This is a genomic window from Pseudomonas sp. BF-R-19 (assembly GCF_019956445.1).
GTDB classification, from domain to species: domain Bacteria; phylum Pseudomonadota; class Gammaproteobacteria; order Pseudomonadales; family Pseudomonadaceae; genus Aquipseudomonas; species Aquipseudomonas fluorescens_BH.
On sequence record NZ_JAHBDN010000052.1, the window covers coordinates 25,219 to 44,064 of the forward strand.

Genomic DNA, 18,846 nt, shown 5'->3' on the forward strand with positions numbered 1-18,846 from the left:
GCTCGCGAAGAGGCCCTCCAAATCAACGCTTAAACCGGCGGCAACCGCCACTCGATCGGCGTCTCGCCATTCTGCTCCAGAAACTTGTTGGTGCGGCTGAAGTGCCCGCAACCGAGGAAGCCGCGATAGGCCGACAGCGGTGACGGGTGCACCGAGGTCAGCACCAGATGCTTGGTGGCATCGATCAGCTTCTGTTTGCTCTGGGCATGGGCGCCCCACAGCATGAATACCAGGTGCGGTTGCTGTTGGCTGACCACTTCAATGACTCGATCGGTGAAAAACTGCCAGCCCTTGTCCTTGTGCGCATTGGCGTTGGCGCGCTCCACGGTCATGGTGGTGTTGAGCATCAGCACGCCCTGATCGGCCCAGCTCTGCAGGTAGCCATGGTTGGGGATGTCGATGTTCAGGTCGCGCTTGAGTTCTTTGTAAATGTTCACCAGCGACGGCGGCGCCGGCACGCCCGGTTGCACCGAGAAGCACAAGCCATGGGCCTGGCCCGGGCCGTGATAAGGGTCCTGACCGAGGATCACCACCTTGACCTTGTCCAGCGGCGTGGAATTGAGCGCGTTGAAAATCATCGGCCCCGGCGGATAGATCTCCTTGCCGGCCGCCCGCTCCTGTTGCAGGAAGTTTCGCAACTCTGCCATGTAGGGCTGGTCGAATTCGGCACGCAGTGCTTCCTTCCAGCCCGGTTCGAGTTTGATACGGTCGTCAGCAGTCATGGTTACATCCGGCAAAAACAATGGGGCGAACCCTAGGAAAGCGCATCACGCTTGTCAATTGATCTGATGCAGATCCGGCACTTTCCCACACAGCGATCATACTTAACCCTCAAATTCCCGATCGAGGTCACGATGAATCTGCACTTCGAAGAACTCACCGGCACCGACGGCGCGCGCATCGGCATCGCCAGCCTGGATGCCGAAAAATCCCTGAATGCCCTGTCCCTGCCAATGATCAACGCCCTGCGCGACCGCCTGGAGGCCTGGGCCAAGGATCCGCAGATCGTCTGCGTGATGTTGCGCGGCAACGGCGCCAAGGCCTTTTGCGCCGGCGGCGAAGTGCGCAGCCTGGTGGAAGCCTGTCGCGTCCATCCGGGCGAAGTACCGCCACTGGCTGCGCAGTTTTTTGCGGCGGAATATCGCCTGGACTTCAAACTTCATACCTACCCGAAACCGCTGATCTGCTGGGGCCACGGCTATGTGCTGGGCGGAGGCATGGGACTGTTGCAAGGGGCAAGCATCCGCATCGTCACGCCGAGCAGTCGCCTGGCCATGCCCGAGATCAGCATCGGCCTGTACCCGGACGTTGGCGCCAGTTGGTTTCTGTCGCGCCTGCCCGGCAAGCTCGGGCTGTTCCTGGGCCTGAGCGGTGCGCACATGAACGGCCGCGATGCCATCGACCTGGACCTGGCCGATCGTTTCCTGCTCGATGAGCAGCAGCCGGAATTGATCGAAGGCCTGTTGCAATTGAACTGGCAGGAACAGACACCGATGCAACTCAACAGCCTGCTCAAGGCCTTGCAGCAGGAAGCCGTGGCACAGATGCCTGAAGCCCAGTGGCTGCCGCGCCGACAGCAGATCGACGAGCTGCTGGATGTCAGCGACGTGCGTTGCGCCTGGAAGGCGATCAGCGCCCTGCGCGATCACACCGATCTGTTGCTGAGCCGCGCAGCCAGGACCCTGAGCGAAGGCGCGCCGCTGACCGCTCATCTGGTGTGGGAGCAGATCATCCGTGCCCGCCACCTGTCGCTGGCCGAAGTCTTCCAGATGGAATACACCCTGAGCCTCAACTGTTGTCGGCATCCGGAATTCAGCGAAGGCGTACGTGCCCGGTTGATCGACAAGGACCAGAAACCGCACTGGCACTGGCCGGACATCAACAACGTGCCGGACGCAGTGGTAGAGGCGCATTTTCACAAGGCGTGGGAAGGTCGGCATCCGCTGGCGGATTTGTCCGAGTACTGAAATCTGCACACAACACTGTGGGAGCGGGCTTGCTCGCGAAGGCGGAGTATCAGTCAACATCAATGTTGCTGAGATGACGCCTTCGCGAGCAAGTCGAATCGTCGCACCGCCGCTCCCACATTCAGAGTTGTGTTTTATACAAAGCTATCGATGGCCGCCCCGCCCGCTGCGATAGCCGCGACCGTTACCGCGATAGTCGTTGTTCCAGTTCCCGCGGTTACGGCCGTCCCAGCCATGGTTCTGATGCATGCGGTAGTCGCCCCGCGACGGATGATAGTAACGAGGGGCCGACTGGTAATGGCGCGATGGTTGATACATCCGCGGCTGTGAGTAATAGCGCGGTGTCGGCTGGTAATACCGCGCCGGCGGCACGTAATACCGAGGTGGTGGTGTGTAGTAACCATTGGAATAGTAGGAACTCCCCCCGGCGTAATAGGTTGGCGCCGGCGAGGTATAGACCTCGGAACTGTAGTAACTGCCTCCTTCATCGTAGTAAGGCACGCACCCACCAAGGGACAATCCCAACACAGCTAACAGAAGAATTCGGCGATACATAGCGGCCTCCTGGACCGCGGGTAAGCCACACCAGCGACGCTGGCAGGCGACAGTCAAATGTTCGGAGACTGTCGAAATATCAGACACCGAATTCGGAATCTGGTGCGTCCTTGAAACAAGTAGAAACATCTGGCCGATGAAAGGTTTTTCATCCATTCACGCCCTGATCAACGGTGGCCACCGCGATGTCCACCGCCATGATGTCCACCGCCGTGGCCACGGTAGTAACCATGCCCACCGTAGTAATAGGAGCGATAACCACCGTAATAACGTGGACCGTAGTAACCGTAGTAATAGGGCGTGTAGTAGCCGGGGTAGTAATAAGGTCCCCCGTAGACGTCAGCGGGACCGGCGTAGTAGTAGCAGCCAGACAATCCAAGACCAAGTACTGCACCTAACAACAATCGACGCAACATGGCGGCCTCCGTAAAGACCTGCGACAGCAGTGACATCTGTTTTGACTGGCAATCTCCTGCCAAGTGCGACGTTGCATCCACCTTCTGATCAGCGGCGGACAGGTTCCAATGCGGTGCACCAACGCACCATCACAAGGCAGCGCGTCTTTCCAACCAACACCGTCGACCTCCCTGACCCCCACGCTAGAGCGCTCGGGCCAACTTGGCACGCCTCTCGCTTTAGCGCACTTGTTCCAAAAAAATGTGCAGGCGTCACTACAGGTTCGCGGCACCACAATTTGCAATGGCTGACTAGGGTTCCGGCTCGCAATCGCGAGTGACTGGTCCGAGAGTTGGCGACCTCCAGTTGAGGTTACACGGCGGGACAAAAGCCCGGGAGACAAGCCACCGTTAGCGGTGCCGCTGCCGTCCTGTCCGTCCTTGATCAACTGGAGAACCACCATGTCCCAGCTTCGTTTACCCGCCCTGCTCGCCGCTGCGTTCGCCGCCCTCGTGAGCTTCTCGTCCCAGGCTGCACAGAAAGACCACTTCAGCGTGTGCTGGACGATCTACGCCGGCTGGATGCCGTGGGAGTACGCCGGCAGCCAGGGCATCGTCGACAAATGGGCGAAGAAGTACGGCATCAAGATCGACGTGGTGCAGCTCAATGACTACGTCGAATCCATCAACCAGTACACCGCCGGCCAGTTCGACGGTTGCACCATGACCAACATGGACGCACTGACCATTCCGGCCGCCGGCGGCGTCGACAGCACCGCGCTGATCGTCAGCGATTTCTCCAACGGCAACGACGGCATCGTGCTCAAGGGCGAAGGCAGGAAAGTCGCCGACCTCAAGGGCATGGACGTCAACCTGGTGGAACTCTCTGTTTCCCACTACCTGCTGGCCCGGGCCCTGGATTCGGTGGACCTCACCGAGAAAGACCTGAAAGTGGTCAACACCTCCGACGCCGATATCTCGGCCGCCTTCAACACCGATCAGGTCAACGCCGTCACCACCTGGAACCCGATGCTCTCGGACATCAAGGCCAAGCCTGCGGTGACCGAGGTGTTCAACTCCAGCCAGATCCCCGGCGAAATCATGGACATGATGGTGGTCAACTCCCAGACCCTCAAAGACAACCCGGCCCTCGGCAAGGCACTGACCGGCGCCTGGTTCGAAGTGGTCGACTTGATGAACGCGAAAAACGCTGCCAGCAAAGCCGCCCTGGAGCACATGGCCAAGGCCTCTGGCACTGACCTGGCGGGTTTCCAGGCGCAACTGGACACCACAAAGCTGTTCGCCACGCCCAAGGAAGCCCTGGCGTTCAGTACCAGCAAGCAACTGCCGGAAACCATGCGCAAGGTCGCCGAGTTCTCCTTCCAGCACGGCTTGCTGGGTGAAGGCGCCAAGGACACCAGCGCGGTCGGCATGGCCTTCGCCAACGGCGTGACCAGCGGCGACAAGGGCAACCTCAAGCTGCGCTTCGACCCGAGTTACGTGCAGATGGCCGCCGACGCCAAGCTGTAATCAGGAGAATTGGCCATGCGCCTGATCAACCGTCACCCGGACCGCCCGAGTCGCCTGTTGCTGGTGATCCTGCCGTTCGCCCTGGTGCTGTTCGCCTACTTCATGGGCTCGGCCGAGCGACTGGCGGAAAACCCCAACGACAAGCTGCTGCCCAGCGCCGTGCAGATGACCGACGCGGTGAAACGCCTGGCCTTCGTCGCCGACAGCCGCACTGGCGAATACCTGCTCTGGCAGGACACGGCGTCCAGCCTACAACGTCTGGCCATTGGCCTGGGCATCAGCGCCCTGGCCGGGCTGTGCCTGGGCATCGCCGCCGGTACCCTGCCGCTGTTCGGTGCGCCGTTGTCACCCTTGCTGACCGTACTGTCGATGGTGCCACCGCTGGCGATCCTGCCGATCCTGTTCATCGTCTTCGGTTTGGGTGAGTTGTCGAAAGTGATGCTGATCGTGATCGGCATTACTCCGGCGCTGGCCCGGGACCTGGAACAGCGCGCCCGGGAAATTCCTGTGGAGTTGCTGATCAAGGCCCAGACCCTCGGCGCGTCTACCTGGACCCTGATGCTGCGGGTGGTGTTGCCGCAACTGCTGCCACGCCTGTTGATCTCGCTGCGACTGATGCTCGGCTCGGCGTGGCTGTTCCTGATTGCCGCCGAAGCCATCGCCTCCACCGACGGCCTCGGCTACCGTATTTTCCTGGTACGCCGCTACCTGGCGATGGACGTGATTTTGCCCTACGTGGTGTGGATCACCCTGCTCGCCTGGCTGATGGATTGGGGGCTCAAGCAGCTGACCCGCCGCGCGTTCCCTTGGTATGAAGGAGCGGCCAAATGAGCTTCATCACGGTGAAAAACGTCTGGCAGCAATACGCCGATCAGGTGGTGCTCGAAGGCCTGAACCTGTCCGTCAACGAAGGTGAGTTCTGCACCCTCGTGGGTGCCTCCGGTTGCGGCAAATCGACCTTCCTGCGCCTGCTGCTCGGCCAGGAACGCGCCAGTCGCGGCGAGATCCTGCTCGACGGCCAGCCCTTGGCCGCAGAGCCGGACGCCAGCCGTGGCGTGGTGTTCCAGCGCTACTCGGTGTTCCCGCATCTAAGCGTGCTGGACAACGTCGCCATCGGCCTCGAACTGCCGCGCTCGCGTTTGCTTGGACGCCTGTTCGGCAGCGCGAAAAAAGAGGCCCGCGAACAGGCTTCGGTGCTGCTGCACAAAGTCGGCCTGGGTCACTCGCTGGACAAGTACCCGGCGCAGCTCTCCGGCGGCATGCAACAACGGCTGGCCATCGCCCAGGCGCTGATCATGAAACCACGGGTGTTGCTGCTCGACGAACCGTTCGGCGCCCTCGACCCGGGCATCCGCAAAGACATGCATGCCCTGCTCCTGGAGCTGTGGCGCGAGACCCGACTGACGGTGTTCATGGTCACCCATGACCTGTCCGAAGGCTTCAGCCTCGGCACCCGCCTGCTGGTGTTCGACAAGGTCCGTCTCGACCCGCATGCGCCCGGCCGCTATGGCGCACGCATCACCTACGACATCCCTTTGAACAGCGACCGCCGCACCCACCGTGCCGCCGTCGACGCCCTGCCAGTGCAACTGGCGGGCTCACTTCGAACCGCTTGAGAGGGTTTTGCCCATGACTGATTCGACCCGACTGTTCCCGCCCTTCGCCGAGGAAATGCTCCCCGGTGGCGGCCATCGTTCCTTCGTGCTCAAACGCGGCCAATTGCTGCGCCTGACCGACCTGCGTGGCGGCGCCAACGTCAGCCTGACGTTGCTCAACGCCAATGAAAAAACCGAACGGCTGAATCTGCCCGACAGCCTCAAATGCCAACACACCGCCAGGCTCACCGCCGGCCACTGCCTGTACTCGGACATGGGCCGCGTGCTGGCCGCCATCAGCGCCGACACCTGCGGCTGGAGCGACAGCCTCGGCGGCGTGCTCTGCGCTGAAGAAGTGGCGCAAAAGTACGGCGCGGGCCGCTATCAGGAACTGCGCAACGGCTTTTTCCGCAACGGTACCGACAACCTGTTGGTGGAACTGGGCAAGTGGGGGCTGGGCCTGTCCGACCTGCTGATGACCCTCAACCTGTTCAGCCGCGTGAACGTCGATGACGCCGGGCGCTTCCATTTCGTCGAGGGCAATTCCAAGGCTGGCGACTACATCGAGTTGTACGCGCCGATGGACACCCTGGTGGTGCTCACCGCCCTGCAGCACCCGATGGACCCGTCGCCGGAATATGCACCGAAACCGCTGAAACTCAGCTGGATGAACGCCGACGCCAGCATCGCCGAACACTGCCGCACCTCGCGCCCGGAAAACGAGCGCGGCTTCATCAACACCGACCGTCTGTTTGCCTGAGGATCGCTGCCATGTCACTCGCTATCGCTACCGTTCACAAGCAGCCAGACACCGCGATCTATCGCGCCACCATCCCCGCCGGCGAGCCTTGGCTGATGGAGGTCAAGGCCGGACAGACCCTGCGCATCCTCGACCTTGAAGGCAATCAGGCCGTCGACACTTTGTTCTACAGCGTTGCCAATCCCAGGGAGCGCTACGACGTGCAGCGCACCCTGCGTCGGCAAAACAGCGTGTACCTGAGCACTGGCAGTGTGCTCTATTCCAACCTCGGCAAGCCGATGCTGAGCATCGTCGCCGACACTTGCGGGCGTCACGACACCCTCGGCGGCGCCTGTGCGCAAGAGAGCAACACCGTGCGCTACGCCCTGGAAAAACGCTACATGCACAGCTGCCGCGACAACTACTTGCGCGCCTGTGCTCACGATGGCCGCCTGGGCAAGGGCGACATCGGGCCGAACATCAACTTCTTCATGAACGTACCGGTCACCGCAGACGGCGGCCTGACCTTCGAAGACGGCATCTCGGCACCGGGCAAGTACGTCGACCTGCGGGCCGAGATGGACGTGATCGTGCTGATCTCCAACTGCCCGCAGCTGAACAACCCGTGCAACGCCTACAACCCCACCCCTGCGGAGCTGCTGGTATGGAACTGAAACTTTCGCGGTTGCGCCGTTGGTTGTTTGCCTTGTGCCAGGCCCGTTCCGGGCAGTGCCTGAAACAGTAAAAACACCACAAATCCCCATGTGGGAGCGGGCTTGCTCGCGAAAGCGGTGTATCAGACACATCGAAGTCGACTGACACGCCCCCTTCGCGAGCAAGCCCGCTCCCACAGGGGTTCGGCGGTGATTTGAAGAAATCTGATTCTGCCACCGGGGACGACCCCGATGCCTTTCGAAAAACTGCGGGACGGCCCGCATCCCCATCAGGGGTTATGCCATGTTCGAAAAAGTCCTGATTGCCAACCGTGGCGCCATTGCCTGCCGCATCCTGCGGACCCTGCGTGAACTGCAAGTGCAGGGCGTTACCGTGTACTCCGAAGCCGATGCCGCCAGCCTGCACATCCTGCAAGCCGATGAGGCCCACAGCCTCGGTGAGGGTGCAGCGGCTGGAACTTACCTGGCGGTGGACAAGATCCTCGCCATCGCCAAGTCCAGCGGCGCCACCGCGATCCATCCCGGCTACGGCTTTCTTTCGGAAAACGCCGCGTTCGCCGAAGCCTGCGAGGCCGTCAACATTGCATTCATCGGCCCGACGCCCGAACAACTGCGGGTGTTCGGCCTCAAGCACACCGCCCGCGCCCTGGCCAGACAACACGGCGTGCCGATGCTCGAAGGCACCGAACTACTCGACAGCCTCGATGCAGCGCTGCTGGCCGGTGAACAGGTCAGCTACCCGGTGATGCTCAAGAGCACCGCCGGCGGTGGCGGCATCGGCATGCGCGTGTGTCGCAGCGCGGCCGAGTTGAGCGAATCCTTCGAAGCGGTCAAGCGCCTGGGCCAGAACAATTTCAACGACGCCGGGGTATTCATCGAGAAGTACATCCAGCGCGCCCGGCACCTGGAAGTGCAAGTGTTCGGCGACGGTCGCGGCGAAGTGATCGCCCTCGGCGTGCGTGATTGCTCGGTGCAACGACGCAACCAGAAAGTCCTCGAAGAAACCCCGGCACCGAACCTGCCCGCCGGCATGGCCGATGAGTTGTGCGCGGCGGCAATCAAACTGGCCAAAGCGGTGAATTACCGCAGCGCCGGCACCGTGGAGTTTGTGTTCGACAGCGAGGCCCAGCGCTTCTATTTCCTGGAAGTGAACACCCGTTTGCAGGTGGAACACGGTGTCACCGAACAGGTGTGGGGTGTCGATCTGGTGCGCTGGATGGTGCAACTGGCGGCCGGTGATCTGCCGCCCCTGAGCGAACTGATGCAGGGTTTGCAACCGGTGGGTCATGCGATCCAGGCGCGGCTGTATGCGGAAGATCCGGGCCGCGATTTTCAGCCGAGCCCGGGGTTGCTCACTGCCGTGGATTTCCCGGCGGCCAATGGCATTGAACTGCGTATCGACACCTGGGTCGAGGCTGGCTGCGAGATCCCGCCTTACTTCGACCCGATGATCGCCAAGGTCATCAGCTGGGCGCCGACTCGCGAGGAGGCCGCTGCGGATCTGGATCATGCGCTGGGGGCCAGCCTGCTCTACGGCGTGGAAACCAACCGCGATTACCTGCGACAGATTCTGCTCGATGCGCCTTTCGCCAGCGGCCAGCCGTGGACCCGTTGCCTGGAAGGACTGGTCTATCAAGCCAACACCTTCGAGGTACTCAGCGCCGGTACCCAGACCAGCGTTCAGGATTATCCCGGCCGTCTCGGTTACTGGGCGGTTGGCGTGCCGCCATCGGGGCCGATGGACAGTCGGGCGCTGCGTCTGGGGAACCGTTTGCTGGGCAATGACGAAGGCGCGGCGGCGCTGGAAATCACCATGAGCGGGCCATTGCTGCGCTTCAATTACGAGGTGGTGGTGGCGGTGACTGGCGCGGTGATTCCATTGCTGCTCAACGGTGAAGCCGTGCCGATGAACACTGCGCTGTTGGTTGCCGCAGGATCCACCTTGAGCCTCGGCACCATTGCCGGCGCAGGTGCGCGCAGCTATCTGTGCCTGCGTGGCGGCCTGCAAGTACCGGATTATCTGGGCAGCAAAAGCACCTTCACCCTCGGCCAGTTTGGTGGCCACGGTGGCCGCGCGTTGCGAGCCGGTGATGTGTTGCACCTGCCAGCCCTGAATGACCGCCGTGCCGGTCAGCAACTGGCTGAAGAGCAGGTCACCGAGTTGCCAGCGATTCGGCAGATTCGGGTGATCTACGGCCCCCACGGCGCCCCTGAATACTTCACGCAAAACTACATCGACACCTTCTTCGCCACGCAGTGGGAAGTGCATTTCAACTCCAGCCGCACCGGCGTTCGCCTGATCGGACCGAAGCCTGAGTGGGTGCGTGCCGACGGTGGTGAAGCCGGTTTGCATCCGTCGAACATCCACGACAATCCGTATGCGATCGGCGCGGTGGATTTTACCGGTGACATGCCAGTCATCCTCGGCCCGGATGGCCCGAGCCTTGGCGGGTTCGTGTGCCCGGTGACGGTGATCGAGGCGGACCTTTGGCAGCTGGGACAGCTCAAGGCTGGGGATAGGGTGCAGTTCTCCCCCGTCGACCTCAAGACCGCCCGCACCCTGGCCTTGAAATGGGATCAATGTGGGAGCGGGCTTGCTCGCGAAGAGGGCGTGTCAGTCAACATTGATGCGTCTGAAGCACCGCTTTCGCGAGCAAGCCCGCTCCCACAGGGGATGGTGTCGCCTGTTGTATTGGACATTGGGCAGGACGACACACGGCTGGTGGCGCGTCTTTCCGGCGACACCCACCTGCTGCTGGAAATCGGCGCCCCGGAACTCGATCTGGTCCTGCGCTTCCGCGCCCACGCCCTGATGCAGGCGCTGGAAAGCAAAGACCTGCACGGCGTGATCGACCTGACGCCGGGTATCCGCTCCCTGCAAATCCACTATCAGCCCGAACAACTGCCACTGTCCGACCTGCTCGGCATCGTTGCCGGTGAATGGGACGCCGTGTGCGCCGCCAAGGACCTGCAAGTGCCCTCGCGCATCGTGCATCTGCCGCTTTCCTGGGACGACCCGGCGTGCCAGTTGGCCATCGAGAAATACATGACCACGGTGCGCAAGGACGCGCCATGGTGCCCGAGCAACCTGGAGTTCATCCGTCGCATCAACGACCTGCCGAACCTCGATGAAGTGCAGCGCACGGTGTTCGACGCCAGTTACCTGGTGATGGGCCTGGGCGACGTCTACCTCGGCGCACCGGTCGCCACCCCGCTCGACCCGCGCCATCGCCTGGTGACCACCAAGTACAACCCGGCGCGCACCTGGACCGCGGAAAACTCGGTGGGCATCGGTGGCGCCTACATGTGCGTCTACGGCATGGAAGGCCCCGGCGGCTATCAGTTTGTCGGGCGCACGTTGCAGATGTGGAACCGCTACCGCGAAGTCGCCGCGTTCGATGGCAAACCCTGGTTGCTGCGGTTTTTCGACCAGATCCGTTTCTACCCGGTCAGCGCCGATGAACTGCTGCGCATCCGCCGGGATTTCCCCCTCGGGCGCTTCGACCTGAACATCGAGCACAGTCAGTTGAACCTGGCGGATTACCAGGCGTTCCTGGCCCGGGAAGCCGAGACCATCGGCGCGTTTCGCGATCAGCAAAAAGGCGCGTTCAATGCCGAACGCGAACGCTGGATCGCCAGCGGCCAGGCGCATTTCGACAGTGAAGAGCTGGCCCTGGTGGCGACCGACGATGCACCGCTGACCAGCGGTCAACAAAGCGTCGACAGCCACATCGCCGGCAACCTCTGGCAGGTCCAGGTAGAGACCGGTAGCCGTGTCGCGGCCGGTGATGTGCTGGTGATCCTGGAGTCGATGAAGATGGAAATCCCCCTGCTCGCGCCAATGGCCGGCGTGGTGCGCGAGATTCGCGTGCAACCGGGTTCGGCGGTGCGCGCCGGGCAGCGCGTCGTGGTGCTGGAACTCGACTGAACCCATTTTGAAAAGGACTCATGCCATGAACATCAATCTGCAACTCGACGCCCTGCGCGGCGCTTATCGCGACGGCCGCACCACGCCACGGCAATTGCTGCTGCAACTGCGGGACAAAGCCGCGGCGCTGAACCCGGACTATCACCTGTTCATCCACTTGCTCAGTGTTGATGAACTGGAGCCCTACCTCGCCACCCTCGACGGTCGCGACCTCGACAGCCTGCCGCTGTACGGCGTGCCGTTTGCGATCAAGGACAACATCGACCTGGCGGGCATTCCGACCACGGCGGCGTGCCCGGCATTTGCCTACGTGCCGGAGCGGTCGGCGACAATCGTCGAACAACTGCTGGCCCTCGGTGCGATTCCCCTGGGCAAGACCAACCTCGACCAGTTCGCCACGGGACTCAACGGTAGCCGCTCACCGTACGGCGCATGCCCCAACAGCGTGTTGTCGGAGTATCCGTCGGGCGGATCCAGCGCCGGTTCGTCGCTGGCGGTGGCGCTCGGGGTCGCGAGTTTTGCGCTGGGCACCGACACCGCCGGCTCCGGGCGTGTACCGGCGGCGTTGAATAATCTGGTCGGCCTGAAAGCCACCAAGGGCCTGATTTCGACGGCCGGCGTCGTACCGGCCTGCCGTACGCTCGATTGCGTCACCACCTTCACCGCCACGGCGCGGGAGGCCAGTCAGTTGCTCGCGCTCACCGCACGCCTCGACCCACGGGACGAATACAGCCGCAGCAATCCACTGTGGAACGACGGCTCGGCGTTCGGTACACCACGCCCCTTCCGTTTCGGTGTACCCCGTGCACAAGACCTGCAATTCTTCGGTTGCCCTGAAGGCCCGCTGTTGTTCGGTGATGCCATCGACCGCCTCAAGGCCCTGGGCGGCGAAGCGGTGGAACTGGACCTGTCGCCGTTTCTGGAGGCCGCACGCTTGCTCTATGAGGGTCCGTGGGTGGCCGAACGTTACAGCGTGGCCGGGGAGTTGATGGCGCAAAACCCGGAGGCCGTGTTGCCGGTGATTCGCGCCGTGTTGGCCAAGGCGCCCGCCGTCGACGGCGTACAAACCTTCCGCGCCTACTATCGGCTGCAAGCGCTCAAAGCCCTGTGCGACACAGCGCTGGAAGGCCTGGATTGCGTCGTCACGCCGACCATCGGCCGCCCGGTGACGCTGGCGGAGCTCGAGGCCGAACCGGTGCTGCGCAATTCGGAACTGGGCTACTACACCAATTTCATGAACCTGCTCGACTATGCCGCCGTCGCCGTGCCCAGCGCGTTCATGGACAACGGCATGCCGTGGGGCGTGACGCTGTTTGGCCGCGCCTTTACCGATCAGTATCTGTTGAGCGTGGCGGATGCCCTGCAGCGTCAGCAGGGCCTGGCCGCGCCTGCACCGGCGACGTTTGCACGCCATGATCGGGCGCGACTGGTGGTCTGTGGTGCGCATCTGGACGGGTTGGCGTTGAACTGGCAGCTCAAGCAGCGCGGCGCCCGGTTGCTGGAATCGACATTCAGCTCGCCGGATTATCAACTCTATGCCCTGGCCGACGGCCCGCCATTCCGTCCGGGCATGGTCCGCGTGAAGGATGGCGGCGTGGCGATTGCGGTGGAAGTCTGGGAGTTGCCAAGCAGCGAGTTGGGTTCGTTCCTGACCGGGATTCCGGCGCCGCTGGGATTGGGCAAGGTACAATTGGCGGATGGTCGCTGGGAGAGTGGGTTTATCTGTGAGGCCTACGGACTGGAGGGTGCGGTGAACATCAGCCACTTTGGCGGCTGGCGGATGTACCTGAAAACCCTGCGATAAACACATCCCCTGTGGGAGCGAGCTTGCTCGCGATGGCGTCAGCACATTCACGATTGATGTGACTGACACACCGCAATCGTCGGATCGCCGCCCGGAGCAAGCTCGCTCCCACAAGCGCCTGCACGAAGCCTTGCAACTGACCGTGAGCATCGACCTCACCACCCTGCAGCCCGATGACACCTTGCACAGCCTGCTGTCGCGGGCGGATCATGCAATGTATCGGGCCAAACAAAGTGGCCGCAACCGAACCTGCGTAGAGAAGTCTCACTCCGTCCATGAACCAGCCTGACCTCTGCCCCGCCTGCGGCGCCCCCAACGACTGCACCCTGGCCGATCCGCGAACCGCTGACCGCGCCTGCTGGTGCTACGGCGTCAGCATCGACCCAGCCGTGCTCCAGGCGCTGCCGGCGGAGCTGCGCGACGCCTCGTGCCTGTGCCCGCGCTGCGCCGAAGTCGAGGCGCAGTTGCAAGCAGCGCCCGAATCGATCTAGTAAGATGCGCGCCCCTTTCTTTACCGATCCTTAAGTCATGCGTGTCGACCGTTTCCTCAGCAACCTGCCGTGCTTCAACCGTAAGCAGGTGCGCCTGTTGCTGGTGGAAAAACGCGTCAGGGTTGACGGAAAAACCGTCAGCGACCCGCACAGCGAAGTCCGCGAATTCAGCCGCGTCGAAGTCGACAACGACGTGCTGCAAGTCGGCAAACCCCTGCGCCACTTCATGTTGCACAAGCCCGCCGGATACGTCAGCGCCACCCGGGATCCGCAGCACCCGACCGTGCTCGATTTGATCCATGAACCGGACAAGGACGAATTGCACATCGCCGGACGCCTGGACTTCAACACCACCGGCCTGATGCTGATCACCAACGACGGCAGCTGGTCGCGACGCCTGACCCAACCGCAGACCAAACTGCCCAAGGTCTATTACGTCGAAACCGAGCAGGACATCGGCCCCGAATACGCGATCACGTTCAGCCAGGGGCTGTACTTCGCCTTCGAAGACCTCACCACGCAACCGGCCGGGCTAGAGCTGCTCGGGCCAAAATGCGCACGCCTGAGCATCGTCGAAGGCCGTTATCACCAGGTCAAGCGCATGTTCGGTCACTTCAACAACAAGGTGATGCGCCTGCACCGCGAACGCATGGGACCGCTGGTGCTCGACAACGCGTTGAGACCGGGCGAATACCGCCCACTGAGCGATGCAGAGATCGGATTGATCTAAGCAGGCTACCGTCGAGCAGAAAGTTGTCGAACAATTTACCAATGGCACTTGCGCGATGACGTGACCCCTGCTTGAATCAGGACGTCGGCCGAAATGTGACCGATGAGTCACCACATACTTCTAAGAAACTTTTTGCCGGTAGGAACCCTTGGGTTCCGGCCTCATCCGGCAGACTGCCCGCCAATAACAATACCCGTCGACCGGACTGCAATGGATCGACATGGGCCTCTCAAATTCCAGGCGTATGCCTACCTGTCACAAAGCTCGTGCAATCTCTATTGCGCGCATACCCGCTTGCCAGGAGTCTTATGACATGAGGCCAGAAATCGCTGTGCTGGATATACAGGGTCAGTATCGGGTTTACACGGAGTTCTATCGCGCAGACGCCGCAGAGAAGACCATTATTATGGTCAACGGCTCGATGGCCACGACTGCGTCGTTTGCACAAACCGTGAAAAACCTCCATCCGCAGTTCAACGTCGTCTGCTACGACCAGCCCTACGCGGGCCGGTCAAAAGCCCACAACCTGCATGAAAAAATGCTCACCAAGGAAATCGAAGGGCAGATCCTTCTTGAGCTGATCGACCACTTCGCCGCCGAGCACGTTTTGTCGTTTTCCTGGGGCGGTGCCGCGACCATGATGGCGTTGTCGCAACGGCCACGGCGCATCGAAAAAGCCGTGATCAGTTCGTTCTCCCCGGTGATCAACGCGCACATGCTCGACTACCTCGAGCGCGGCGTCGAACACCTCGGCAACCTGGACCGCGACCGGGTCGGGCACCTGGTGAACGACACCATCGGCAAACACCTGCCGTCGTTGTTCAAGCGCTTCAACTATCGCCACGTCAGCTCCTTGGCCGAACATGAGTACGGGCAGATGCACTTCCACATCAACGACGTGCTGCACAGCGATCGCCAGTGCTACCTGCACGCGGCGAAGAAAATCGACGTGCCGGTGCTGTTCCTCAACGGCGAATGGGACGAATACACCGCCGCCGACGACGCCCGGTTGTTCGCCGGCCACGTGCAACACAGCACGTTCAGTACCATTCAGGCCACCGGCCACTTTCTCGACATGGAGCACAAAGCCGCCTGCCGAGACAGCCGCAACGCACTGATGGGCTTCCTGAAACCAGCGCAACACGAAAGCCGACCGCGTTACCACAACGTCCAGGAACACCATGCATTGGCAGGCTGAAGTAGCGTCATCGCGAGCAAGCCCCGCCCTGCTGCGTTAAACGCATTCTGCAGGCGCGAGGCTTGCCCGCGATCGACCGTCATGCGCTCCGGGCTTTTTTGTCACATCTGCGTTAAACCCGCTCCACGTAAAGAAAAACTTCAAATCCGCGGCCGTATCTGGTACAAAGTCAGCGCTCTGAGCGGGTGTCGTATAATGGCATTACTCCAGCTTCCCAAGCTGATAACGAGGGTTCGATTCCCTTCACCCGCTCCAATCGAATTTTGATCTCACGTCAGGGTGTTTTTGACGGGGGATACAGAGACAGAAAAAACCGGCCTTGATGGCCGGTTTTTTTGTGGGCGTAATTTGATGGCGTCGGATTTGTGGATAGCTTGGTCGGTCACTTTCCGGTGATCGGTGAGTACTTTCTTTCGCGGCTGTAGCGACTACTCTGAAAACTATTAACGTTTTTCTCCAAAAATACGAATTCAGTATCAAATTTCATCCAGCATTAATATTTTTCCATCCACGAAATTATCGTTTCGCCATAATATTGAAGTTCTATTAGCGTTTTTCTTATCCCCGTAAAGGATTTCGTCAATGCAAGTCGGTTTCCAGGCCCTCGCGAACCGTTACAACATCACATTGGCGCAGCCTCTGCGCGTACAGTCGATGATTGGCACCGTACGTGTCAGCCGTGAAAGCTCCGGAAACGTGGAGAACAGGTATCCGCCACGCTACCGCCCTGCAGACGATTTCGCAGGGCATTTCGAGTTCGGTCTCAAATACGAAGAGATTCATCTCGAGTTCTTTGCTCGCCTGTTTGCGGCCATAGGCCCGCAGCCTGTTGAAGACTGGTGTCAACGGGAGCCTTTTGGCCAGTATGCCCGTCGCACAGGATTCCTCTACGAATGGCTGACAGGGGAACGTCTGGAGGTGCCTGATGTGACCAATGGCGCCTATGTTGATGTACTTTCACCACAAAACTACCTGACTCGTCGCGAGTCGTTGCGAACGCGGCGCTGGCGAATCAATAACAATCTGCCGGGGACACCCGACTTCTGTCCCTTGGTTCGTCGTACCGAGCCAGTGCGGGAGGCCTTGCAATTCGATCTGCGTGCGGCATTGGATGAGTTGGATCAAGCCTTTGGTCCCGACATCCTGATGCGAACGGCCAGTTGGCTGACGTTCAAGGAATCGCGCGCGAGCTTTCTCATCGAAAAGGAAGCCGACCAGGCCGATCGCATCCAGCGGTTTGCGCATGTCATTGCCCAGCACTGCGGCCATATAGATGCCCCATTGAGCAACGACACCCTTCGGTCCCTGCAAGCCGGCATTCTGGGCCACGATGCCATCGGACTAGGCTTGCGACGCTCCCCTGTCTTCGTGGGACAAGCCACAATGCGCGAAGACATCGTGCATTACATTGCCCCGCACTTTGAAGATCTTGCCCCCCTCCTGGAAGGCCTCAACGAGTTCGAGGTCGCAACGCGTGGTGCCGAGTCAGTGGCACGCGCCGCGGTGCTTGCATTCGGCTTCGTGTACATCCATCCAATGCGTGACGGCAACGGCCGGATTCATCGCTTCCTGATCAATGACACCTTGATCCGGGATAAGGCAGTGCCCGACGGAGTGATACTGCCCGTGTCAGCCACGATCACCAGTTCTATCGATTTCAGGGCCGGCTACGATCGTACGCTTGAAGTATTCTCAAGACCGTTCATGCGCCGTTACGCGGCAGACTATCGGTTTGGCGAACTCGTGACCTACGAGGACGGAACGCTTAGCAATTTCAACTTCGATGAATACGTAGACGCAAGCTTTGCCTGGCGGTACCCAGACCTGACCGAGCACGTTCTCTACACCGCACGCGTTGTCGAACATACGATTCGTACGGAGATGGCAGATGAGGCCAGAGTACTGGTGATCTTTCAGCGAGCGCAGGAACAACTCAAAGAAGTGATCGAAATGCCGGATCAGGATGCCAATCGCATCATCCGCTCGATCAAGGAAAACGGTTGGAAGGTCTCCGGTAAGCTGAAAAAAGGGTACCCAATACTTGAAGATGAGCGCATGGCGCAACGTGTTGTGGATGCAGTGCGTTCGGCGTTTGAGGATCGATTGATGGGGGCCGGTGAAGAGTGATCTCCGGTAGAACTGGATAGCGTACATCTGCAGCTCAGGAGAAAGCCGGTCCGGGTGACCGGTTTTTTTGTGCGCGGGATCTGGTGATGCGCCTGCCAACGCGAGTGTTAAGGGCCCACTTTTATAGGTTCAACGGATTTCAACGCCAGAAAAAGCAACGTCCTACACGACACTGGGAAATGTCCGTAGACTTGCGCATTGCTGTGCCTTTGTCATGAGACCTATAGTCCGACCGCGCCCAAATGGCGTATCGGGTTTGGCGACTCGATGGCAAAGCACAGAAACCTCCGAGCTATCTCGGAGCGTTTCTGAACGCACTCACCTGCCTTTTTTTTGGCGGCTGTGCGTGGGAGACCCCAGGGTCTACCGGTTTGCCTTGTCCCGGTTCGCCAACCCGCGTACAGCTGCCACCCATTGTTTGGCGACACTGAGTGGTAGATCACCTCGATTCAAGGAAATCACTCATGAAAGAATTCATGGCTTTAACCAGCAACGCCGACGACCTCCCCTCCCTCTACGTCAACACCACCCAACCCCTGCACTCCTTGCTCAGCACCGCCAGCTACAGAATTCGCGCCGTGACGCAGCTTCTTGAAAACCTCGCGATGCGCGGCGACCTGACCTCTGACTCAGTTGTACTCAGTGACTTCGCATTGCTCTGCTGCGTGCCGTTGCGCGACGGTTGCGATGTGCTGGATGTAATCGCTCGACGCATGGATGCTGAACCATCCTGACAGTCCACCCGGCGCCTTTCGGGGGCGCCCTTTGGGATTCATAACCCCACCCGCTGTGTTCACGGAGGACCATGAACATGTTTTACCCGATTGCGATTTCCATGGGCGACGACGAACATGCGTGGGGCGTGGAAGTCCCGGATGTGCCAGGTTGTTTTAGCGCCGGTGAAGATCTGGAAGATGCAATAGCCATGGTTCAACAAGCCATTGAGGGGCATTTCGAGATGCTCGTCGAAGACGGTGCGCCCTTCCCCTCAGCCAGCAGCGTTACCCTGCATGCAGCAAATCCGAAGTACGCAGGCTGTACGTGGGCATTGGTGGAAATCGACGTGATCGAGTGAACTGATTGGAGCCCCTGATATGACTCAAAACAGTGGGT

16 protein-coding genes, 1 tRNA gene, 2 pseudogenes and 1 riboswitch are annotated in these 18,846 nt (G+C 60.8%); of the genes and pseudogenes, 16 read left to right on the plus strand and 3 right to left on the minus strand.

What is annotated here, in order from left to right:
• Positions 1-29: 29 nt before the first annotated feature.
• A complete protein-coding gene (gene ung, locus KGB28_RS14395; protein ID WP_008050720.1) occupies positions 30-722 on the minus strand; it encodes a uracil-DNA glycosylase in 693 nt (230 codons plus the stop codon).
• Positions 723-854: 132 nt separating this feature from the next.
• Here ung and KGB28_RS14400 point away from each other — a divergent pair, with 132 nt between their 5' ends.
• Positions 855-1,967, plus strand: a complete 1,113-nt coding sequence (locus KGB28_RS14400) for an enoyl-CoA hydratase/isomerase family protein (RefSeq protein ID WP_223446023.1) — start codon at positions 855-857, stop codon at positions 1,965-1,967.
• Positions 1,968-2,111: 144 nt separating this feature from the next.
• Here the strand turns inward: KGB28_RS14400 and KGB28_RS14405 are convergent, their stop codons facing one another.
• Entirely contained in the window at positions 2,112-2,522 is a 411-nt protein-coding gene (locus KGB28_RS14405; protein ID WP_223446025.1) for a hypothetical protein, read from the minus strand.
• Positions 2,523-2,689: 167 nt separating this feature from the next.
• Positions 2,690-2,938, minus strand: coding sequence for a hypothetical protein (locus KGB28_RS14410; protein WP_223446027.1), 249 nt, complete (start codon positions 2,936-2,938; stop codon positions 2,690-2,692).
• Positions 2,939-3,218: 280 nt separating this feature from the next.
• Positions 3,219-3,319: riboswitch (guanidine-I (ykkC/yxkD leader) on the plus strand.
• Between the two features lie 60 nt (positions 3,320-3,379).
• Between KGB28_RS14410 and KGB28_RS14415 the strand changes: the two genes are divergently transcribed.
• The 15 genes and pseudogenes from KGB28_RS14415 to KGB28_RS14485 all read left to right on the plus strand — a co-directional run.
• A complete protein-coding gene (locus KGB28_RS14415; protein WP_223446029.1) occupies positions 3,380-4,447 on the plus strand; it encodes a putative urea ABC transporter substrate-binding protein in 1,068 nt (355 codons plus the stop codon).
• A 15-nt stretch (positions 4,448-4,462) separates the two neighbouring features.
• Positions 4,463-5,278: an ABC transporter permease gene (locus tag KGB28_RS14420; protein WP_102672054.1), complete on the plus strand. Its 816-nt coding sequence runs from the start codon at positions 4,463-4,465 to the stop codon at positions 5,276-5,278.
• Positions 5,275-6,063, plus strand: a complete 789-nt coding sequence (locus KGB28_RS14425) for an ABC transporter ATP-binding protein (protein WP_223446030.1) — start codon at positions 5,275-5,277, stop codon at positions 6,061-6,063. Before KGB28_RS14420 ends, KGB28_RS14425 begins: the two co-directional genes overlap by 4 nt.
• A gap of 13 nt (positions 6,064-6,076) precedes the next feature.
• The gene (locus KGB28_RS14430; protein ID WP_223446032.1) at positions 6,077-6,802 is read left to right on the plus strand and encodes an urea amidolyase associated protein UAAP1; all 726 of its coding nucleotides are present in this window, start codon (positions 6,077-6,079) and stop codon (positions 6,800-6,802) included.
• Between the two features lie 11 nt (positions 6,803-6,813).
• A complete protein-coding gene (locus KGB28_RS14435; protein WP_223446034.1) occupies positions 6,814-7,455 on the plus strand; it encodes an urea amidolyase associated protein UAAP2 in 642 nt (213 codons plus the stop codon).
• A gap of 283 nt (positions 7,456-7,738) precedes the next feature.
• Positions 7,739-11,383 (plus strand): urea carboxylase, encoded by a 3,645-nt coding sequence (uca, locus tag KGB28_RS14440; protein ID WP_223446036.1) that lies wholly within the window; start codon positions 7,739-7,741, stop codon positions 11,381-11,383.
• A 25-nt stretch (positions 11,384-11,408) separates the two neighbouring features.
• A complete protein-coding gene (atzF, locus tag KGB28_RS14445) occupies positions 11,409-13,187 on the plus strand; it encodes an allophanate hydrolase (RefSeq protein ID WP_223446038.1) in 1,779 nt (592 codons plus the stop codon).
• 94 nt (positions 13,188-13,281) lie between these two features.
• Positions 13,282-13,476: pseudogene (locus tag KGB28_RS14450) on the plus strand (diguanylate cyclase domain-containing protein); the annotation flags it as partial.
• Positions 13,463-13,678 (plus strand): cysteine-rich CWC family protein, encoded by a 216-nt coding sequence (locus KGB28_RS14455; RefSeq protein ID WP_150673090.1) that lies wholly within the window; start codon positions 13,463-13,465, stop codon positions 13,676-13,678. The pseudogene KGB28_RS14450 and the gene KGB28_RS14455, both read left to right, overlap by 14 nt.
• A gap of 37 nt (positions 13,679-13,715) precedes the next feature.
• On the plus strand, positions 13,716-14,408 hold the full coding sequence (locus KGB28_RS14460; protein ID WP_223446040.1) for a pseudouridine synthase: 693 nt from the start codon (positions 13,716-13,718) through the stop codon (positions 14,406-14,408).
• 313 nt (positions 14,409-14,721) lie between these two features.
• On the plus strand, positions 14,722-15,606 hold the full coding sequence (locus KGB28_RS14465; protein WP_223446041.1) for an alpha/beta fold hydrolase: 885 nt from the start codon (positions 14,722-14,724) through the stop codon (positions 15,604-15,606).
• 181 nt (positions 15,607-15,787) lie between these two features.
• A tRNA-Gly gene (locus KGB28_RS14470) sits at positions 15,788-15,861 on the plus strand.
• Positions 15,862-16,188: 327 nt separating this feature from the next.
• Positions 16,189-17,733: a Fic family protein gene (locus KGB28_RS14475; protein ID WP_223446043.1), complete on the plus strand. Its 1,545-nt coding sequence runs from the start codon at positions 16,189-16,191 to the stop codon at positions 17,731-17,733.
• 464 nt (positions 17,734-18,197) lie between these two features.
• Complete coding sequence (locus tag KGB28_RS14480; protein ID WP_007997797.1) at positions 18,198-18,467, plus strand: hypothetical protein; 270 nt, start codon at positions 18,198-18,200, stop codon at positions 18,465-18,467.
• Between the two features lie 77 nt (positions 18,468-18,544).
• A pseudogene (locus tag KGB28_RS14485) lies at positions 18,545-18,799 on the plus strand (type II toxin-antitoxin system HicB family antitoxin); the annotation flags it as partial.
• Positions 18,800-18,846: the final 47 nt, after the last annotated feature.